The organism is Streptomyces cirratus, assembly GCF_014650775.1.
GTDB lineage: Bacteria > Actinomycetota > Actinomycetes > Streptomycetales > Streptomycetaceae > Streptomyces > Streptomyces cirratus.
Genome location: NZ_BMVP01000004.1, coordinates 248,498 through 267,946 on the forward strand (window position 1 = coordinate 248,498; position 19,449 = coordinate 267,946).

18 protein-coding genes are annotated in these 19,449 nt (G+C 74.3%); 8 read left to right on the forward strand and 10 right to left on the reverse strand.

Annotated features, from left to right (window positions below; all coding sequences use genetic code 11):
- Window positions 1-9 precede the first annotated feature (9 nt).
- From IE207_RS13815 to IE207_RS13840, 6 genes are all read right to left on the reverse strand, one after another.
- Complete coding sequence (locus IE207_RS13815; RefSeq protein ID WP_229873704.1) at window positions 10-2,523, reverse strand: SpoIIE family protein phosphatase; 2,514 nt, start codon at window positions 2,521-2,523, stop codon at window positions 10-12.
- Window positions 2,524-2,637: 114 nt separating this feature from the next.
- Entirely contained in the window at window positions 2,638-2,871 is a 234-nt protein-coding gene (locus IE207_RS13820) for a DUF6480 family protein (protein ID WP_190184443.1), read from the reverse strand.
- An 80-nt stretch (window positions 2,872-2,951) separates the two neighbouring features.
- Window positions 2,952-3,770 (reverse strand): SDR family oxidoreductase, encoded by an 819-nt coding sequence (locus IE207_RS13825; RefSeq protein ID WP_190184444.1) that lies wholly within the window; start codon window positions 3,768-3,770, stop codon window positions 2,952-2,954.
- Window positions 3,771-4,052: 282 nt separating this feature from the next.
- Complete coding sequence (locus IE207_RS13830; RefSeq protein ID WP_190184445.1) at window positions 4,053-6,200, reverse strand: xanthine dehydrogenase family protein molybdopterin-binding subunit; 2,148 nt, start codon at window positions 6,198-6,200, stop codon at window positions 4,053-4,055.
- A 31-nt stretch (window positions 6,201-6,231) separates the two neighbouring features.
- Window positions 6,232-7,233 (reverse strand): FAD binding domain-containing protein, encoded by a 1,002-nt coding sequence (locus tag IE207_RS13835; protein ID WP_190184446.1) that lies wholly within the window; start codon window positions 7,231-7,233, stop codon window positions 6,232-6,234.
- Window positions 7,230-7,883 carry a 2Fe-2S iron-sulfur cluster-binding protein gene (locus IE207_RS13840; RefSeq protein WP_190184447.1) on the reverse strand — a complete coding sequence of 218 codons (654 nt, stop codon included), beginning with the start codon at window positions 7,881-7,883 and terminating at the stop codon, window positions 7,230-7,232. The genes IE207_RS13835 and IE207_RS13840 overlap by 4 nt, the downstream gene beginning before the upstream one ends.
- A 155-nt stretch (window positions 7,884-8,038) precedes the next feature.
- On the opposite strand from IE207_RS13840, the gene IE207_RS13845 reads away from it, so the two are divergent.
- The 8 genes from IE207_RS13845 (at window position 8,039) to IE207_RS13880 (ending at window position 15,857) form a co-directional block, all read left to right on the forward strand.
- On the forward strand, window positions 8,039-9,025 hold the full coding sequence (locus tag IE207_RS13845; RefSeq protein ID WP_190184448.1) for an LLM class F420-dependent oxidoreductase: 987 nt from the start codon (window positions 8,039-8,041) through the stop codon (window positions 9,023-9,025).
- Window positions 9,022-10,743, forward strand: a complete 1,722-nt coding sequence (locus tag IE207_RS13850) for a PP2C family protein-serine/threonine phosphatase (protein WP_190184449.1) — start codon at window positions 9,022-9,024, stop codon at window positions 10,741-10,743. Before IE207_RS13845 ends, IE207_RS13850 begins: the two co-directional genes overlap by 4 nt.
- Window positions 10,744-10,837: 94 nt before the next feature.
- Window positions 10,838-12,304, forward strand: a complete 1,467-nt coding sequence (locus IE207_RS13855; protein ID WP_190184450.1) for an aminotransferase class I/II-fold pyridoxal phosphate-dependent enzyme — start codon at window positions 10,838-10,840, stop codon at window positions 12,302-12,304.
- A gap of 490 nt (window positions 12,305-12,794) precedes the next feature.
- Window positions 12,795-13,517, forward strand: coding sequence for a nucleotidyltransferase family protein (locus IE207_RS13860; protein ID WP_229873705.1), 723 nt, complete (start codon window positions 12,795-12,797; stop codon window positions 13,515-13,517).
- Window positions 13,518-13,545: 28 nt separating this feature from the next.
- Window positions 13,546-13,809, forward strand: coding sequence for a hypothetical protein (locus IE207_RS13865; RefSeq protein WP_190184452.1), 264 nt, complete (start codon window positions 13,546-13,548; stop codon window positions 13,807-13,809).
- Window positions 13,806-14,558, forward strand: coding sequence for a metallophosphoesterase family protein (locus IE207_RS13870; RefSeq protein ID WP_190184453.1), 753 nt, complete (start codon window positions 13,806-13,808; stop codon window positions 14,556-14,558). Before IE207_RS13865 ends, IE207_RS13870 begins: the two co-directional genes overlap by 4 nt.
- Window positions 14,559-14,664: 106 nt before the next feature.
- Window positions 14,665-14,964 carry a DUF6479 family protein gene (locus IE207_RS13875; RefSeq protein ID WP_190184454.1) on the forward strand — a complete coding sequence of 100 codons (300 nt, stop codon included), beginning with the start codon at window positions 14,665-14,667 and terminating at the stop codon, window positions 14,962-14,964.
- Between the two features lie 53 nt (window positions 14,965-15,017).
- The gene (locus IE207_RS13880; RefSeq protein WP_190184455.1) at window positions 15,018-15,857 is read left to right on the forward strand and encodes an alpha/beta fold hydrolase; all 840 of its coding nucleotides are present in this window, start codon (window positions 15,018-15,020) and stop codon (window positions 15,855-15,857) included.
- Here the strand turns inward: IE207_RS13880 and IE207_RS13885 are convergent.
- The 4 genes from IE207_RS13885 to IE207_RS13900 all read right to left on the reverse strand — a co-directional run bounded on the left by IE207_RS13885 (window position 15,802) and on the right by IE207_RS13900 (window position 19,375).
- On the reverse strand, window positions 15,802-16,536 hold the full coding sequence (locus IE207_RS13885) for an SOS response-associated peptidase (RefSeq protein ID WP_190184456.1): 735 nt from the start codon (window positions 16,534-16,536) through the stop codon (window positions 15,802-15,804). The genes IE207_RS13880 and IE207_RS13885 overlap by 56 nt on opposite strands.
- A gap of 64 nt (window positions 16,537-16,600) precedes the next feature.
- A complete protein-coding gene (locus IE207_RS13890; protein ID WP_229873706.1) occupies window positions 16,601-17,122 on the reverse strand; it encodes a SixA phosphatase family protein in 522 nt (173 codons plus the stop codon).
- Between the two features lie 414 nt (window positions 17,123-17,536).
- The gene (locus IE207_RS13895; RefSeq protein WP_190184458.1) at window positions 17,537-18,406 is read right to left on the reverse strand and encodes a DUF72 domain-containing protein; all 870 of its coding nucleotides are present in this window, start codon (window positions 18,404-18,406) and stop codon (window positions 17,537-17,539) included.
- 27 nt (window positions 18,407-18,433) lie between these two features.
- The gene (locus tag IE207_RS13900) at window positions 18,434-19,375 is read right to left on the reverse strand and encodes a LysR family transcriptional regulator (protein ID WP_229873707.1); all 942 of its coding nucleotides are present in this window, start codon (window positions 19,373-19,375) and stop codon (window positions 18,434-18,436) included.
- Window positions 19,376-19,449: the final 74 nt, after the last annotated feature.

The window sequence follows — 19,449 nt, forward strand, 5'->3', positions numbered from 1 at the left end:
TACTGCCCGTCAGCCGCCCTCCACGGGGGCGCGGTTGGCGGGCAGGTGGATGTCCAGGACGCAGACGTCGTCCCGCCGCCCCGGCCGCAGCGCCTCCAGCAGCCGGGCCAGCGGTTCGGACCGCTCTCCGGCCACGCAGTCGACGGCGGCCCGCGCGAGCCGGTCGAGCCCCCGGTCGATGCTCTCCCCCGGTACCTCGATGAGCCCGTCGGTGTAGAGCAGGAGGTGGTCGCCGGGCTCCAGGCGGAGCGAGACCTCCTCGTAGGCGCCGGCGAACCCGGCCCCGAGCAGGCCGCCTTCGGGCAGCGGCAGGTACCGCGCGCGGCCGTCGCGCACCAGCAGGGGCGGCAGGTGTCCGGCACGCACCCAGGACAGCCGCTGCTCCCGCGGCAGGTAGCGGGCCATGATCATGGTGGCGGTGGCGGAGGCGCCGAGCCCGTCCGGAGGCGTGTGGATCAGGAGGGTGTTGAGCCGGGTCAGGGCGTCGGCGAGCGCCGAGCCGGTGACGATCATGCCCTTGGCCGTGAACCTGAGCTGGGCCATCGTGCCGACCGCGTCCAGTCCGTGTCCGGCGACGTCACCGACGACGAAGAGGGCGCTGTGGTCGGGGAGTTCGATGGCGCTGTACCAGTCGCCGCCGACGTTCACCCCGCTGTCGGAGGGCATGTAGGCCACGTCGACGCGCAGCCCGGCGAGGTCCATCGACCGTTCCGGCGTCGGCAGCAGGGCGTGCTGGAGGCGTGCGGCGAGGGTGCGTTCGGCCTGGAGCATGCCCCGCTGGACGAGTACGGCCCGTTCGCTCTCCCGCAGGGCCAGTTCGGCGTCGCGCTGCGCCGTGAGGTCCTGGAAGAAGCCGTGCACCTCCACCGGGGTGCCCTCGGCGTCCGTCTCGGCTTCGGCGACGATGCGCAGGTGCCGGATTCCGTCCGGGACCACGATGCGGAACTGCCGGTCGATCGGGGCCCCGTCGCGCAGCAGCCGCTCGACGTCCGCGCCGAGGGCGGGCAGGTCGTCGGGCAGCAGGTGTCCGGGCAGCTCCTCCAGCGTCATGGGACCCAGCTCCGGGTCACGGCGGAAGATGGCGTAGACGTGGTCGGACCAGTTGATGGTGTCCGTCACCAGGTTCCAGTCGGCCCAGCCGAGGTTGCCCAGGCGCTCCATGGCCGCCAGCCGGCGTGCCTCGCGCTGTGTGACGTCGTGACGGATCCAGGTGACGACGAGCCGCCGGCCCAGCCGGGTCGCCCGAACGGAGTAGGTGGACTGCTCGGGTACGCCCGCGACCACCTCCTGGTACGCGAACGGTTCGCCGACGTACGTCGTCCCGGTCGTCAGGGCGTCGAGGTAGCCCTGCCACAGGGCCGTGCCGGCCACGGTGGGGTACGTCTCCAGGACGCGCCGGCCGATGAGTTCCTTGCCCCGGCGGCCCGCGACGTCCACCGAATCGGGGGCGGCCGCGTCGATCCGGTAGTCCTCCACCTCGCCCGTCGCGGTGCGCAGGGGCGAGAGCAGGATCGCCGTGCCGGGCAGCGCCTCGAAGACGGCCTGGATGGCGGCCACCTCGTGGTCCGGGGGGACGGTGAGGGGGCTGTGGACGGCGTGCAGGGGACCGGCGCACAGCGCCGCGGCCTCGAGGAGCACGGTGCGCGCCTGCGGGTCGAAGGGCCCGGGCCGGCCGCGGAAGAAGCCCACGGCGAGGTCGGCCGGACCGCCGGCGGCCGCTACGGGGATCCACGCGCGCGTGGGCCACCTGCGCGCGTCGCCGCCGATGAGCTGGTAGCGCTCGGCATCCGCGGCCGCGTCTTCCAGCCAGACGGGCTCCTCACCGGTCACGGCGTCCACCGCGGCGATGTTCGCCAGGGGCGGGATGTCGCGCCACTGACCCACGACGTCCCGGTCGATGCCCGCGTGACCGGTCAGCTCCAGCCGGCCGGCTTCGGCCATCGAGTAGATCATCACGCCGTCGACGCCGAGGGCGTCGGCCAGGCCCTCGCGCAGGAACTCGGCGACGTCGTCGGCGGTCCGCGCGTCCGCCAGCCGGCCGGCCAGCGCGGCCAGCAGCCGGCGTGCGCCGGGGGCGTCCGTTACGACCGCGGGAAGTGAGCCGGCCCGGCGGCCGCGGGTGAGGTAGCGGCCGGAGCTGAACACCGATCCGGTCTCCCCCGGCCCCTCGGAGGGCAGCAGGACAGGGGCCGGAGCGGGCTCGGGGACGCGCTGGGAGCGGCTGGATCCCAGGGTGATCCAGCACTCCTCCATGAGGGTGCGGCCGTGCCGCTCGGCAGACTCCACCAGCGCCTCGTACGCCTCGTCGGCCGAGAGCTCCCGGCGCACCATCAGTCCGCCCTTGGCCCGCTCCAGCACGGCCGCGGTGGAAGCCAGCGCCTCCAGGCTCGCGATCTCCGTGCGGAGCCGGGCCACGACCTTGGCCAGCGCCAGCACCTCGGGCGCCGCGCCGTCGTCGGAAGCCGTCGGCGCGAGCGGTTCGGGTACCGCGCCGTCTTGGGGAACCGCGGATTCGGCCTGCACCCTTTGAGCATGGCACGGCGGTGGCCCCGGAGCGGAACTACCCCCCTGATCAGGGAACCCAGCCTGGTAGGAACCTCCGTCAGGGCCGGTGGCCCGGCGGTGGAGGGCAGTCGTTCACCGAGTGACGAGGACGATCGCGTAGGCGAGGAAGAAGGCCGCACCAAGAACGGCGACGACGCAGATGGCCACCAGCGGTCCGTTGCCCCAGCCGCGCTTCAGCGGGCGGTAGGGCCCGGCGCCGGAGCTGGTGCTGGCCTCTGCCGGCGGGGTCTCGCCGGGCGGTACTCCGCCACCCGGTTCGAGTCCGGGGGTGTTCTTCGGATCGGGGTCGGGGTTGTGTGCGTGCATGCCCGGCGTCTGCCCATCGGGGGGCGGTGAAACCTCGCCGCCCCCGTCCGGGGGCCGGAGCGGCGCGGGCGCCGGGGCGGTCAGGGGGTGCGCCAGCGGTCGCTCTCCAGGTGGGAGCCGGCCATCGGGCCCATGCGGAGCATGCCGCCGTCCACCGCCCACGAGGCGCCGGTGACGTAGGAGGCGTCCTCGCCCGCGAGGAAGGCGATGACCGCGGCCACCTCCCGGGCGTCCCCGGGGCGGCCCAGCGGTACGCCCGGCCGGCGCTCGCGGCGCACGTCCTGGTCCTCCTGGCCGGTCATCGGCGTGGCGATCTCGCCGGGCGCGACGGAGTTGACGGTGATCCCGTGCTCGGCGAGTTCCAGCGCCATCACCTGGGTGAGCAGCCCGAGGCCGCCCTTTGCCGCGCAGTAGGGGGCGGCCCCGACGCGCGGCTGGTGTTCGTGCACCGAGGTGACGTTGACGATGCGGCCGCCGTCGCCCTGGTCGATCATGCGCCGCGCCGCACGCTGGGAGCAGAGGAACGGTCCGGCCAGGTCCACGTCCAGGACCTGGCGGAGCCGGTCGAGGCCGATGTCGAGGAACGGCTCGGCGGTTCCGGTGCCCGCGTTGTTGACCAGTACGTCGATCCGGCCGAGGTCGTCGGCGAGGGCGTCGATCACGTCGGCGGCGCCGGGCAGCTCGGTGAGGTCGAGGCGGGCGACGACCGCGTTGCGCCCGTGGCCCCGCACTTCGGCGGCCGTGGCCCGGGCGCCCTCCTCGTCGGTGTGCCAGGTGATGCCGACGTCCAGCCCGGCGGCCGCGAGTCGCACGGCGGTCGCCCGGCCGATCCCGGAATCGGCTCCGGTGACCACGGCCGTGGTGGGCCGGCGCGCCGCGCTTGCGGGGGGAGCGGACATGGGAGTGCCCTTTCTCGTTCGGTCGGGTGTGGTCTCGTGGGGCCTGCCGCCGGGCGGCGCCCGGATGCGCCGAGGGATGCCGGAGCGGGTGGGCGCCGGAGGTGGGACGGCGGACGACGACGCGGAAGGGATCCTGCGCACCATGCGCAAGTGCCCGGCCCTCCGGGATGGTCGCCCGGGCCGAGGGGGCCCGGGTCCTGCCGGACCCGGCCGTCGGCGACCTGCTCCAGGCGCTGTCCTGCGACTGACGCCGCCGCGCGGCGGCCGGGGTACGTCCGGCTGTCATCCGGCGGCGCCGGCCGCCGTCGTCGGCTCGCCTTCGAGGGCGGCGAGGACCCGGTCCGGGGTCAGGGGCAGTTCGCGGAAGCGCCGGCCGGTGGCCTGGCACACCGCGTTGCCGATGGCCGCGGCGGTGCCCACGATGCCGATCTCCCCGATGCCCTTGCTGCCCATCGGGTTGAGGTGCTTGTCGTGCTCGTCGATCCAGTGGGCCTCGATGGCGGGGACGTCGGCGTTCGCCGGCACGTGGTAGGCGGCCAGGTCCCGCTCCGCGAAGTCGCCGAACGCCGGGTCGAGGGCGCTGTGCTCGGTCAGCGCCATGCCCAGCCCCATCACCATCCCCCCGACCAGCTGGGAGCGGGCGGTGCGCGGGTTGAGGATGTGGCCGGCGGCGAAGACGCCGAGCAGTCGGCGCACGCGTACCTCGCCGGTGACGGTGTCCGCCTGGACCTCGGCGAAGTGCGCCCCGAACGCGTGGCGCGCATAGGGGGACTTCTGCTTCGCCGACTGGGTGGTGTCGGCGGACGCGGAGAGCCCGGCGGCGGGCAGCGGCCCGTGGTGGCCGGCCAGCCGGTCGGTCAGGGCGGAGCAGGCGTCGTGCACCGCCCAGCCCCAGGACGCGGTTCCGGTGGAGCCGCCCGCGACGGGGCCGGCGGGCAGCGAGCTGTTGCCGATGGCCACCGAGACGGAGTCGAGCGGGACGCCCAGGGCGTCGGCGGCGATCTGGGAGAGGACCGTACGGGCGCCGGTGCCGATGTCGGTGGCATTGACCTCGACGAGGTAGCTCCCGTCGGGGCGGGCGTGGGCCCGGGCGCCCGCGGGGGCGATGTACACGGGGTAGGTCGCGGCGGCCACGCCGGCCCCGATCAGGAGCGGCCCCTCGTGGCGGGGCGGACGGCGGCCGGGCCAGCCGAAGCGGCGTGCGCCGTCGCGCAGGCACTCCACGAGGTGGCGGCTGCTGAACGGGCGGCCGCTGTCGGGCTCGGTGGCCGCGTCGTTGCGTACGCGCAGCTCGACGGGGTCCATGCCGAGGGCGTCGGCCAGTTCGTCCATGGCCGACTCCAGGGCGTACATGCCGGGGGTTTCCCCGGGGGCCCGCATCCACGAGGGCGTGGGGACGTCGAGCGCGGTGACGCGGTGGGTGGTGCGGTTGTCCGGGGCGGCGTACATGACGCGGGCGGGCACGGCCGCCTGTTCGACGAACTCGCGGATCTGCGAGGTGTGGGTGGTGACCTCGTGGGTGAGGGAGGTGAGGGTGCCGTCGGGGCGGGCGCCCAGCCGCACGTGGTGCAGGGTGGGCGCGCGGTGGCCGACGACGGCGGCCATGTGCTGCCGGGGCAGCGCGAGGGTGACGGGGCGTCCGCAGTGCCGGGTGGCCATGACGGCGAGGACGACGTGGGGGCGCGGGGTGCCCTTGGAGCCGAAGCCGCCGCCGACGTGCTCGGACAGGACGGTGATGCGGTCCTCGGGCAATTCGAACAGCCCGGCCAGGACGCTTCGCACCACCGTGGTGCCCTGGCAGGAGTCGTAGACGGTGAGGTGGCCGCTCCCGGCGTCCCAGTCGGCGGTGGCCGCGTGCGGCTCCATGGCGTGGTTGTGCAGCGGCGGCACCGAGTAGACGACGTCGACGCGTACGGGCGCGGCGGCGAACGCCGCGTCGGGGTCGCCCTGTTCACGGTGCGCGGGGTAGCCGCCGTTCGCCTGCTCGGGCGTGTACAGGCCCGGGTGCCCTTCGCGCAGGGTGACGTCGTGCGGTTCGGCCTCGTAGGTGACGCGTACGGCGTCGGCGGCGGCGCGGGCCTGCTCCAGGGTGTCGGCGATGGCCAGCGCCACGTACCAGCCGCGGTGCGGCACCCGCAGGTCCTGGAGCAGTTGGAGCGTGGGGTCGTCGCTGGGACCCAGGCGCGGGGCGTCGTAAGGGGTCAGGACGCCCAGGACGCCGGGAAGCGCCAGGGCGGCGGCGGTGTCGACGGCGGTGACCCGGCCGCGGGCGACGGTCGCGGGCACCGGCCAGGCGTGGGCCCGCCGGGGCAGGTGCTGTTCGGCGGCGTACCGGGCGGCGCCGGTCACCTTCTCCCTGCCTTCGCGCCGCGGCACGGGGGCGCCGAGGACGGAGGTGGTGGTGTCCAGGGTGGTGGAGGTCGGGCTCATCGTGGTCCTGTTCCTGGTCAGGTGGAACCGGCTACGGCACCGGGCCGGCGGAGTGGGCCAGCGCGGCGATGGCTTGGCAGGCGAGGTTGCGGGCGAGCGGGACTTTGTACGCGTTGTCGCGCAGCGGCCTGGCCTGCGCGAGTTCCGCCTCGACGGCCGCGCGGACGGTGTCGGGTTGCGGTGCGGCGCCGGTCAGCCGGGCCTCGGCGGTGGTCGCGCGCCAGGGCCGGTGGGCGAGGCCGCCGAAGGCGAGGGCGACCCGGCGCACGCGGCCGTCGTCGAGGTCGAGGAGGACGGCGACCGAAGCGAGGGCGAAGGCGTACGAGGTGCGCTCGCGGGCCTTGCGGTAGAGCGAGACGGCGCCGGGGGCCGCTGCGGGCAGGACCACCGCCGTGATGATCTCCCCCGGGCGGATGACGGTGTCCTGCTCGGGGTGGTCGCCGGGCAGCCGGTGGAACTCGGTGACCGCGACGGTACGGGTGGTGCCGCCCCCGCCGTACAGCTCGACTTCGGCGTCCAGCGCGGCGAGGGCAACGGCCATGTCGGAGGGCTGGGTGGCGATGCACTGCTCGGAGTGGCCGAGTACGGCATGGTCGCGGTGGATCCCCTCGCGGGCACCGCAGCCGCTGCCGGGTTCGCGCTTGTTGCACGGCTTGGAGAGGTCCTGGAAGTAGCCGCAGCGAGTGCGCTGGAGCAGGTTTCCGCCGGTGGTGGCGACGTTGCGCAGCTGACCGGAGGCCCCGGAGAGCAGCGCCTGGCTCAGGAGCGGGTAGCGCTCGCGCACCCGTGGATCGGCGGCCAGGTCGCTGTTGCGGACGTTGGCGCCGACCCGCAGCCCGCCGCCGGGCAGCTCCCCGATCTCCTCCATGGGGAGCCGGGAGATGTCGATGAGGGCGCCGGGGGCCTCGATGCCCAGTTTCATCAGGTCCACCAGGTTGGTGCCGCCGGCGAGGTAGCGGGAGCCGGGGTGGGCGGCGTAGGCGTCGGCCGCCTCCTCGAGGGTGGTGGCGCGTACGTAGGCGAAGGGCTTCACGCGATCACGTCCGCGCCGGTCGTGGTGGCCGCGGTGTCCGTGCCCGCTTCGGCGACGGCCCGGACGATGGCGGGATAGGCGCCGCAGCGGCACAGGTTTCCGCTGAGCCGTTCGCTGATCTCCTCGGCCGTCAGTACGGCGGGGCCTGACGCCGACAGGGCCGGGGCCGCGGTGACGTGCGAGGGGTGCCCGGCGGCGGCTTCGCGGAGCGCGCCGACGGCGGAGCAGAGCTGACCGGGGGTGCAGTAGCCGCACTGGAAGGCGTCGTGCTCGATGAAGGAGCGCTGGAGCGGGTGGAGGGCGCCGTCGGGAGCGGCCAGGCCCTCCACGGTGGTGATCTCGCAGCCGTCGAGGGCGACGGTGAGGAGCAGGCAGCTGTTGGCGCGCCGGCCGTCGACCAGGACGGTGCAGGCGCCGCACTGTCCGTGGTCGCAGCCCTTCTTGGCGCCGGTCAGGTCCAGGTGCTCGCGCAGCGCGTCGAGGAGGGTGACCCGGTTATCCAGGTCGAGGTCGTGGGGGGCACCGTTGACGCGCAGGGTCACGCGGGAGCGGGCCTGCCCGGCGGCCGTGCCCTGCGGTGTGCGCGGCGCGGGTCCGGGGTCACCGCCGTGCGCCGGCCGGGGGGCGGGCGGGTCGGTTGCGTGGGCCACGGCGAACTCCCTTGTCGTCCGTTTCGGCGGGAATATCCCTTCGACTGCCCAGCCTGGCCCCTCGCACGCCCGTGCGCGCCACACGTCCCCGAGGGCCTCCTCCATACGGCCCACGGCCAGGTTTCATGCCGGGGCAGACCGGTAAGACGCGGCTCATGGTGCGAATCGGGTACACGATGATGACCGAGCAGGCCGGCCCCCGTGAACTGGTGGAACACGTGGTCGGCGCGGAGCGCGCGGGGTTCGACTTCTCCGTCACCTCCGACCACTACTTCCCCTGGCTGGCGGAGCAGGGGCACTCCCCGTACGCGTGGAGCGTCCTCGGCGCGGCGGCGCAGGCCACTTCGCGCATCCCGCTTATGACGTACGTGACCTGTCCGACGATGCGCTACCACCCGGCGGTCGTCGCCCAGAAGGCCGCGACCATGCAGCTGCTGTCCGGCGGGCGGTTCCGGCTGGGCCTGGGTTCGGGCGAGAACCTGAACGAGCACGTGGTCGGGCCGGGATGGCCCGCGGCGCACGTCCGGCTGGAGATGCTGGAGGAGGCCGTCGAGATCATCCGGGGCCTCTTCGAGGGCCGCTCGGTCAACCACCACGGCCGGTACTTCGACGTGGAGAACGCCCGGCTGTGGGACCTGCCGGCCGACCCGCCGCCCATCGGCATCGCCGTCTCCGGGGACAAGTCCTGCGATCTCGCGGGGCGGCTCGCCGATCTGGTCATCGCCATCGAACCCGAGCGGGAACTGCTGGACGCCTTCGACCGGGCCGGGGGCGACGGGAAGCCCCGCGTCGGCCAGCTGCCCGTGTGCTACGACCCGGACCGGGACGCGGCCGTCAAACGGGCCCACGAGCAGTTCCGCTGGTCGGCGGGCGGCTGGAAGGTCAACGCGGAACTGCCCGGACCGGCCTCCTTCGACCAGGCCGCCCAGCACGTCCGCCCCGAAGACGTCGCGCAGTCCGTGCCGTGCGGGGACGACGTGGAGGTCTTCGTGGACGCCGTACGCCCCTTCGTGGAAGCCGGCTTCACCGAGGTCGCGCTCGTCCAGGTCGGAGGCCAGCACCAGGAGCCGTTCCTGGAATGGGCCCAGTCGACCCTGCTCCCCGCGCTGCGGGAACTGGGCACGGACGGTGCCGCAGGATGAGCCCGGTCGTCCCGCAGGACACCGCCTCCCTGAAACTGCTGATCACACGGGAGGTGGCGGCTCTGCGGGCCGCCGCCCGCCGCGACGCGGGGGTACGCCGTGAGGACGACACCACGCGGGCCGCGGGCTCGCCGGGCAGCTGCCCGTGCGGCGGGGGCCGGGGAGCCTCGCACTCCTGCTCCGAGGACCCCGACGGGCCGGGCGGCCACGACCCCTGGGGCTGCGTGTGCGCGGCCCTGCCCGCGATCCCGGTCTCGGCGGCGCTGCTGGTCCCCGTACGGGACGAGGACGGCCGGGTCGTCGACTTCACGGTGCGCGCGGGCAACCACGTCCGTTCCGCGCAGTGGCTCGACGCGCCCGACGCGCAGGTCGGCAGACGGCTGCTGGAGGTGCAGCCCGGCGCGGCGGCGGGCGGCCTGGTGGGCGCCTTGAGCGCAGTCCTGGACAGCGGGAGCGCCCTCCACTCGTACGCCGTGGACTACACCGAGCAGCAGCGTGACGGACTGCACCGCACGAAGCTGCTGTACGACGCCGCCTCCTGCGGGGACAAGGTGCTGGCGATCTGGCGTCCGGCCCTGAACCGGACGGAGGCGATGTCCCTCGACGCCCAGTACATCGCCTCGATGGGGTGGGGCACCTGGGACCTGCTGTCGGGCACCGTCATCTGGTCGGAGGGCCTCGCCTCGATCTTCCGCACCGATCCGGCCCGGCCGCTGTCCCTGACGGAGCTGTGCGACGCGGTACTGCCGGAGGACGTCCCGCGCTTCGCGAAGCTGATGACCGCCCTGCTCGACGGGGAGGAGCCGCCGGGCACCGAGGTCCGTTTCACCGTGCTCGGCGAAGTCCGCACCCTCACCCTCGTCGGACACCCGGTCATCGCCACGGACGGCCTGCCGTGGGTGCTCCGGATCATCGCGCGCGACCTCACGGCTCAGGTACGCAGCCGGCAGCGTCTGGCGGCGACCCGCCGCCAGAGCGAGCGGCTGCGGGAGGAGGCGGCGGCCGAGCACCGGGTCGCTTCGGCGCTGCGCGAAGCCCTGCTGCCCACCCACTCCGCCGAACTGGAGGCGCTGGGCATCTCGGTGGCGGCCGCGTACCTGCCGGCGGAGGAGGACGCCTCGGTCGGCGGGGACTGGTACAAGTGCCGCCTGCTGCCGGACGGCCGGATCCTGCTGGCGATCGGGGACGCCTGCGGCCACGGGCTGGACGCGGTGGCCCGGATGGCACAGCAGCGGCACGCGCTCGCGGGGCTGGCGCACGCCCCCGGCACGCACGCCGGTCAGCTGGCCACCTGGCTGAACGAGCTGCTGTGCTCCGACCCGGCCGCCGAGACCGCCACGGGGATCATCGGCCACGTCGACGCCGCGCGGAACCTGCGGTGGGCGTGCGCCGGGCACCCCGCTCCCATGCTGCTGCGCGGGGACACGGCCGCGACGCTCGACACGGAGCACCGGGGGCCGCTGTTCGGCCTGCTGCCCGGACACGCGTACGAGACGGCGACCGTTCCGCTGCGCCCGGGCGACCTGCTGCTGCTGTACACCGACGGCATGGTGGAGCGGCGCGGGCAGGACATCACGTACGGGATCGACACGCTGCGCAAGGCGCTGGAGTCCTGCGCCGGGCTGGGAGCGGCCGAAACCCTCGGCCGGGTGATGTCGGCCTATCCGGCCGAGGACCACGAGGACGACGCCTGCCTGCTCGCGGTCCGGCTCGACTGACCCGCCCGGCCGGACGGGCTCGAACCCTCACCCCCACGGGTGGTCCCGCCCCGGCGCGCCGTTTCGGGCGGTGCCGGCCGGGCAGGCGCGGCGCATGGACCAGTCAGAAGCCCCCGTTCTCGACGCTCTCGCGGCCTACCACGCCAGTGGCCAGACCCCGTTCACGCCCCCCGGGCACAAGCAGGCGCGCGGCGCGGATCCCCGGGTCCGCGCGGTTCTGGGCGACTCGGTGTTCCTCTCCGACGTCCTCGCGACCAGCGGGCTCGACGACCGCACCTCCTCGCACGGCGTTCTGGAGCGTGCGCAGGAGCTCATGGCGGATGCCGTCGGGGCGGACCACGCCTTCTTCTCCACCTGCGGCAGCTCACTGTCGGTCAAGTCGGCCATGCTGTCGGTGGCCGGGCCGCACGAGGAGCTGCTGGTGGGCCGTGACGCCCACAAGGCCGTGGTGTCGGGACTCATCCTCTCCGGCATCCGGCCGGTGTGGGTGGAGCCCAGCTGGGACGCGGAGCGCCACATCGCGCACCCGCCGTCCGCCGAGGCGTTCGCCGCCGCCTTCGCCGCGCACCCGGACGTCAAGGGCGCCCTGGTCACCGGCCCCACCCCGTACGGCACCTGCAGCGACCTGGCGGCGATCGCACGGGTCTGCCACGGGCACGGGAAGCCGCTGATCGTGGACGAGGCGTGGGGAGCGCACCTGCCGTTCCACCCGGACCTGCCGACCTGGGCGATGGACGCCGGCGCCGACGTGTGCGTCACCTCCGTGCACAAGATGGGCTCGGGGCTGGAACAGGGATCGGTGTTCCACCTCCAGGGTGATCTCGTACGGCCGGAGGTGCTCAAGAGCCGCGAGGACCTGCTGGGGACCACGAGCCCCTCGGTCCTGATCTACGCCGCCCTGGACGGCTGGCGCCGGCAGATGGTCGAGCACGGCCGGGCGCTGTACGACGACGCGCTGGCGCTGGCGGGGTCGGTCCGCAAGCGGATCGGCGGGATCGACGGCATGCACGTGCACGGCCGCGACGACTTCTGCGGTCCGGGCCTGGCCTTCGACCTCGACCCCCTCCAGATCATCATCGACATCACGGAGCTCGGGACGACGGGGTACCGGGCCGCCGACTGGCTGCGCGAGCACCGGCAGATCAACCTGCACCTGTCCGACCACCGCCGGATCAGCGCCCAGCTGACGCACGCCGACGGTCCGGACACCGCGGACCGCCTCCTGGAGGCGCTGCGGGACCTGGTCGCGCACGCGGACGACCTGCGCCCGGCCCGCCGGGTGGACGTCCCCGACCCGGCCGGGATGCGGATGGAGTCCGCGGCGCTGCCCCGGGACGCCTTCTTCGGTCCGGCCGAGCAGGTGCCGCTGGCGCGGGCCGTGGGCCGGGTCTCGGCGGAGATGCTGACCCCTTACCCGCCCGGCATCCCCGTGGTGGTCCCCGGCGACCGGCTGACGGAAGAGGTGCTGCGGTACCTGCGCACGGGCGTCGAGGCGGGCATGGTCGTGCCGGACGCCGCGGACAGCGAGGTCAAGAGCGTCCGGGTGACGGCCGGGGCCTGACGGGCCGGGCCGCACCGGCACGGGCCGGGCGTACCCGCACCGGCCGGGCGTACCCGCACGGGCGACGGGTAACCGCAGCGACGCGGACACCGCTCGCCCTCGGGCCGTCCTCACCGGCGCCTCCTGGCGTCGGCCGTTCACCCTCTGCGAAGGGGGCGAAACGCTCTGCGGGAGATCTCGCGCCTGGGCCGTACGGTGAGCGCATTCGCCCCCGACGCGGGCGTCGGACACGGCGGCGCCGCGCCCTGGTGGCCGAGGGGCGCCGTGGCGAGGCGTGTCCTGCCCGACCGGCGGAGCCGGGAGGCGGCCGCCGGACGAATGAGCCGCGGCCCAGCGGGCACCCGCCCTGGAGAACCGGCGGGACGACGAGCCCGCGCGCCGCGTCACCGAGTGGAATATCGTGCGCGATGAGGACTGACTGCCGGCCTCCGCGGTTGCGGGCACCCCGCGGTCGCTCAGGAACGAGCCAGTGGACGAGTGAGTGATTGCCGTGAGCCACTCTGCGAAGAACCTTTCCGCCCCACCCGAGGGTGACGTGGCCCGCTCGGGCCTGCGCGGTCCCGCACAGAGCGACGGGCCCCTGCCGCACGACCACACGCAGGCCATCCTGGAGACCACCAAACGGGTCGCGGCGCTGCTGAAAGCCTCGGGACAGCCGTTCGCGCTGGCCGGCAGCGTGGCCGCGTTCGCCCACGGCCTGCCGCCGCGCTTCCAGCACGACACCGACTTCTGTGTCATCCGCGAGGACGCCGAGACCGTGATCAACGCGCTGGAGGAGGGCGGGATCTCCATGCGCCGGGCCCCCGAGGACTGGCTGGTCAAGGGCCGCTCGGGCGGCGAGGAGATCGACCTGATCTTCGAACTCGCCCGTCGACCGGTGAGCCGGGAACTGATCGACCGCGCGGTGGTGCTGCCCGTGGACTCGGTGTGGATGCCGGTCCTGTCCCCCACCGACCTCATGGACAGCCGGCTCGCCGCGCTGTGCGAGCACTACTGCGACTTCGGCGACCTGCTGCCGATGGCCCGGATGCTGCGCGAGCAGATCGACTGGGACCGGATGTTCCGGGACCACCAGGACGCGCCCCTCGCGGACGCGTTCTTCTACCTGCTCGAACGGCTGCGGGTCATCGCGCCCAGGGACGACCCGGACCGCATGAACCGCATGAACGGCATGAACGGCATGGACGTCATGAGCCCGGCGAGGGCCCGGTGAACGAGGGCACAGTGAGGGGACGACCCGCATGAACGGTATGAACACCGCCGAGCTGATCGAATACCGCATCCAGCACCTGCGGGACCGGCTGGCCCGTGAGGACATCGCCGAGCTGGGCGTACGGATCGAGATGCACGGGGCCACCGCCCACCTCTCGGGCAGTGTGGCCAGCGCCGACTGCCGGGCAGAGGTACTGCGCATCGCGGGTGAGGAACTGGCGGGCGTGGCCTGGCACCAGGACGTGACGGTGAACTGCGCGGCGCCGCCCGACCACTCGGAAGAGCTGTCGTGATCCGCGTCGCGGCCGTCGGGGACATCCACCTCGGACCGGGCAGCGAGGGAACGCTGAGGCCGGCCTTCGAGACCGTCGGCGCCCACGCCGACCTGCTGCTGCTCGCCGGGGACCTCACCCGGCACGGCACCGCCGAGGAAGCCCGCGTCGTCGCGCACGAAGTGGCGGGGCTGCCCGTCCCCGTCGCCGCCGTGCTGGGCAACCACGACTACCAGAGCGACCAGGAGGCCGCCGTCGCCGAGGAACTCGCCCGGGTCGGGGTGCACGTCCTGGAAGGCGACGGCGTGGTCCTGGACATCGACGGTACGAAGGTCGGCGTCGCCGGCACCAAGGGCTTCGGCGGGGGCTTCGCCGGGCGCTGCGCCAGCGATTTCGGCGAACCCGAGATGAAGTCCTTCGTCCAGTACACCCGTCGCAGCGCGAACAGCCTGCGGGAGTCCCTGCACGAACTGCGCGGCGCCGGATGCGCCATCCGGATCGCGCTGACGCACTTCTCCCCCGTCGAGGACACCCTCGCGGGCGAACCCAGGGAGATCTACCCCTTCCTCGGCAGCTATCTGCTGGCGGAAGCCGTCGACGATGCGGGCGCCGACCTCGCCGTCCACGGCCACGCCCACGCCGGCAAGGAACACGGGATGACCGCCGGCGGCATCCGGGTGCGCAACGTCGCCATGCCCGTGATCGACCGGGCCTTCGCCGTCTACCACCTCTCCGCCAACGGGCACATGCGGCACGGAGCGCACCGCTAGCGCCGTTTCACCGGCCGCGGGCTGGGCAGCCGCGCCGGGGAGAAGAGGACGTCCGCACCGGGCCGCAGGCGGCACCGTGCGGCGCCCGACGAAAGGAAACGGCTCCATGATGAACTCGGCCACCGCGCTCGCGATGAGCGCCTCGGGAACCGCCTTCGCCTCGACCGTAGGCGTGATCGTCGTCGTCGTGCTGATCGGGGCGGTGTGGTGGGGCATGAAACGCCGCGCCGCCGAGCCCAAGCCGCCCACCCCGGCCGAGCAGCCCCGGCGGCCGGCGGACGCCGGGCGCGCCGAGGAGCACCGCGAGGCCGAAGCACAGACGTTCCCCACCGACGGCAGCCGCCGCACGGCGCACGACCTCCAGGGCTACGGCAACTTCGGCTCCCCCGAGGACGAGCGGTCCTGACGCGGCCTTGAGCCGAGCGGCCTGAGAGGGGCCTGGGACGAGGGGGTCCGGTGATGAACGCGACCGGCCGCGAAGGCCGCTTCCGCTACCGCGGGGCGGAACTGGTCTACGACGACCTCGGGGCGGGCCCGCTCGCCGTGTACGCGCACGGCGGCTTCGTCAGCCAGGCCGTCGAGGACCGGATGGGCCTGTTCGACTGGGCGCCGCTCCTGCGGGCGGGGCGGCGCCTGGTCCGGTACGACGCCCGGGGGCACGGGCGGTCCACCGGCGAAGCCGTGGACACCGATTACACGTACGCCAGCCTGGGCGAGGACCTGCTCGCCCTCCTCGACCACCTGGGCGCAGACGGGCCCGCCGACGCCATGGGCTCCTCGATGGGCTGTGGCAGCGTTCTGCACGCCGCGCTCCGTGCGCCGCGGCGTTTCTCCGCGCTCGTGCTGCTGATCCCGCCCACGGCGTGGACGACCCGGGAGGCGCACGCGCGGGCCAACCGGGCGGCCGCCGAGACCATCGAACGGCAGGGGGCGGGCGCATGGCTCGCCGGAAGGCAGGCGCAGCCGCCCCCGCGGGTGGTGGCCGATGTACCCCGGTTCCCGCCGACACCGCAGCGGCGGATCCTCCCGGCGGTCCTGCGAGGGCTCGCGCTCTGCGACCTGCCCGCCCCGGCCTCGCTCGCCACGCTGCGCCTGCCGGCCTTGGTCCTCGCCTGGGAGGGCGATCCCGGGCATCCGCTGTCGACCGCACGGACCCTGGCCCGGTCCCTGCCCGACGCGCAACTCCACGTCTCCCGCACCCGCGCCGACGTGGGTACGTGGGGGGAGCGCGCGGCCTCCTTCCTCACCGGGCGGGGGCGTCCTCCAGCAGGTGCGGGCCGTTGTTGCGGACACTGTTGACCTCCGTGGACACCGCCCGTACCGCGAGCCGGCCGTCGGCGGGGGTGTGCAGCAGGGCGCGCAGGGCGTTGACGTCCTGGTGGGCCGGGTCGAGCCAGGCCTCGTAGTCGGCGGGGTCCAGGGCGAGGGGCATCCGGGGGTGGATGCGGCCGGCCGCGTCCGCGGCCTCGGTGGTGATGACGGTCGCCGTCGTGAGCCAGGCCGCCGGATCGTCGTCGTCGGCGACGGCTCGGTCGCGCCAGAACTCGTACAGGCCTGCCATGGCCATCACCGACGCGTCCTCGGGGCGGATGAAGTACGGCTGCTTGTAGGTCTTCCCGTCGTCCCCGGCCCGCTCCGTCCGCCACTCGTAGAAGCCGTCCGCCGGCAGCAGGCACCGCCGCTTGGCGAGCGCCCGGCGGAAGGCGGGCTTCTCGTGGACCGTCTCCACCCGGGCGTTGATCATCCGGGCGCCGACGCCCGGATCCTTGGCCCAGGAGGGGACCAGCCCCCAGCGCACGGCGCGCAGCCTCCGTTCCACGGTGTGCGTCCCCCGGTCCTTGCGTTCGACGACGGCCCAGACCGGGTCGGTGGGAGCGACGTTCCAGCTCGGGGCGAGCGTCTCGCGCGGATCCCAGCGGGCCTGGAAGAGGCCTGCCAGGTCGGCGGGCGCGCGGGTGGATGCATAACGGCCACACATGCACCCACTGTGCCACCGGCGAAGCCGTAACGGGCGCCGGGCCACGGCGGCCGGTGCGCCGGATTCAGTCGTCGCCCGGCGCCCAGAAGGCGACCAGGCGGGCCGCGCCCGGAGCCACATCCTCCCAGCCGCCCTCCACGGTCAGTACGGCGACGGCGGAGGTCGGGAAGGCCGTCCCGAGGCGTTGGACGAGCTTCTTCGGGCCGCCGCCGCACAGGCTCACGGCGACCTCGTGGAGGGCCGGGTTGTGGCCGACCAGCACGAGCCCGGTCACCTCGGCCGCGGCTTCCGCCACGGCGGAGAGCAGGTCGTGCGCCTCGGCTTCGTAGAGCCGGGCCTGGTAGAGCGTGGGCGGCGGCCGGCTCAGCCGGGACAGCATCAGCTGCCAGGTCTGGCGGGCCCTGCGGGCCGAGGAGCACAGGGCCAGGTCGACGGCGAAGCCGGACCGCTCCAGCCAGCTGCCCGCCTGCGGCGCGTCATGGCAGCCACGGTCGGAAAGCGCGCGCTCGAAGTCCTCGGTGACGTCCTTGGGTACCGCCTTCGCATGCCGGACGAGCACGATCCGGCGTTCACCCTGTTCCGGCACGTCCGTCCTCCAGCCTGCGTCGGCCATTCGGGCGCCGGGCCGCGTCGTGACCCGGGTGGTGAGCCGGCACGCGGGCGCGGTGGTTCGGAGAGGGGTGCGCGCCCGTGGCCGGGCCCGGCGGCCGGGAGGCCGCTCGCGCTGCCGGCCGCCGCTTCCAGGATAGGCCGCACCGCCCGACCTCGCGGGTCGCCGTGGGCCGCGCCTGCGGCGGGGCGCGCAGGAGCATCCCGGGCCGGCGGTTCAGGCGGTGCGGGCCGTGATCGCGCAGGCCCCGTCCGGGCACCGGGACCTTCCGCCGCCGTGCGCGGCTTCCGGCCGGACCCGGTGGTGCCCAGGCGGCGCCTGAGCCACTTCCGGGGCGCTCCTGGTGGCGCAGGACAGGGCGGCGCCGGGCCGTCTCAGGGCGGCGCCCGGCTATGCCCTGTCCGCTCCCTCGCGTAGGGCCAGCAGGTCGCGCATGGTCTGCGCGGCGCGTACGGCGGCATCGCCGCAGCAGTTGTTGAACAGCACGTGCAGCTGCTCGACCCGGTCCGCCAGGGTGCGCAGGCGCGGCAGCCATTCGCTCAACTCGCCCTGTGTGTAGGTGTGGCGGAAGCGGTCCTCCTTGCTGCCGGTGCCCCAGGCGGGGCTGCGGCCGTGGAACCGGACCACCGCGAGCTCCGGGGATGTGACCGGTGTGACGGGCGGTATGGAGGTGGGCAGCTCCGGGGCCGTGTCCACGGCCACGGCGGTGGCGTCCAGATCCTTCAACAGGGCCTCGGTGCGCTCCCGTTGGCCGTCCCGCCACCAGTCGGGGTGGCGGAACTCCACCGCCACCGGCCACTCGGGAGCCCGCTTCCGAATGCGGTGCAAGACGGCCTCGGCCCTGGCCCCCGGGGTGAACCAGGGCGGGAACTGGAACAGTACGGCCCCCAGCCGGCCGGCCTCCGCGAGCGGGCGCAGGGCCGCGCCGAAACGGTGCCAGACCTCGTCGAGGAGCTCCGGGTCGCCGCTGTCGTAGCCCCTGAGGTCGGCGGGCAGGGCGGCCTTGCGGGTCGGGTGGCCGGTGAGGAGGGAGAACGCCTTGACGTCGAAGCGGAAGCCGGGTGGTGTGCGTTCGGCCCACAGCGTGCTGTTGCGCAGGCTGGGGAGCGCGTAGTAGCCCGCGTCGACTTCCACGACGGGGAACCGCTCGGCGTAGTACCGCAATCGCCCCTCCGGATCGCGCCGCCCAGGCGGGTACCACCCGCTGCCCACCAACGCCTTGTCCGTCCAGGAACACGTCCCGACCAACACCTCGCCCATCCCGGCCGTCCTTTCCTCGCGGCCCGTCTACCCCGAAAAGCTGTCGGTCCGCCAGCTTTGCCGGACCTGGTCGCGGAGCCAGCCGTGCGCGGGATCCGCGTCGTTGCGCGGGTGCCATGCCATGCCCAGGGCGACGGGCGGCAGTTCCAGCGGTACCTCGAAGGTGTGCAGGCCCAGCAGTTCCAGGTGGTGGGACGGGGCGCCGGCCGGGGTGAGGCAGACCAGGTCGCTCTCCCGGCAGAGGAACAGTGCGGCGTTCCAGCCCGGTACGACGGCCACCACCCGGCGGCGCAGCCCGAGTCCGGCCAGTTCCTCGTCCACGGGGCCGCGGATCCGGCCCTGGCGGGAGACTCCGACGTGGTCGGCGGCGGCGAAGGCACGGGCGGTGACCGTCTTGCGGCGGGCCAGGGGATGTCCGGCGCGTACGGCGGCGAGGAGGCGGGTCCGGCCGAGGGGTTCGACGCGGGTTTCCGGGTCGGGGTGGCCGATGACGCCTATTTCGAGGTCGAGCCGGCCCTCGCGCAGGGCGGGTGTTCCTTCCAGGGCTTCCGGCATGAAGCGCAGCGTGACCCCGGGGGCCTGGCGCACGACGGCGCGAACGAGCCGGGGGGCGAGTCCGTGCAGGACCATCTCGGTGGCCTGGACGGTGAACTCGCGCGTCAGCCGGGCCGGGTCGGTGACGGGCTCGGGTACGAGGAGGGCGCGTGCCTGGTGGACGAGGGCGCGGACGCCCGGTCGCAGTTCGACGGCGCGCGGAGTGGGGACGAGCTGCCGCCCGGCGCGTACGAGTACGGGATCGCCGAGGACCGTACGGATGCGTCCGAGGGTGCGGCTCATGGCGGGCGCGGACACGTGCAGGCGCGCGGCGGCCCCCGTGACGCTCTCCTCCTCCAGGAGCGCGTCGAGCGCGACCAACAGGTTGAGGTCCAGCTGCCGTTCGGGGCCGTCCCGCACTGTGTCTCCCGTCACTCGAAGGGCCGCCCGGTTCCGGCGCGGCCAGTGTCTTTTCGCCGTACGCAATCACACCTTGCCACGAGTGCACT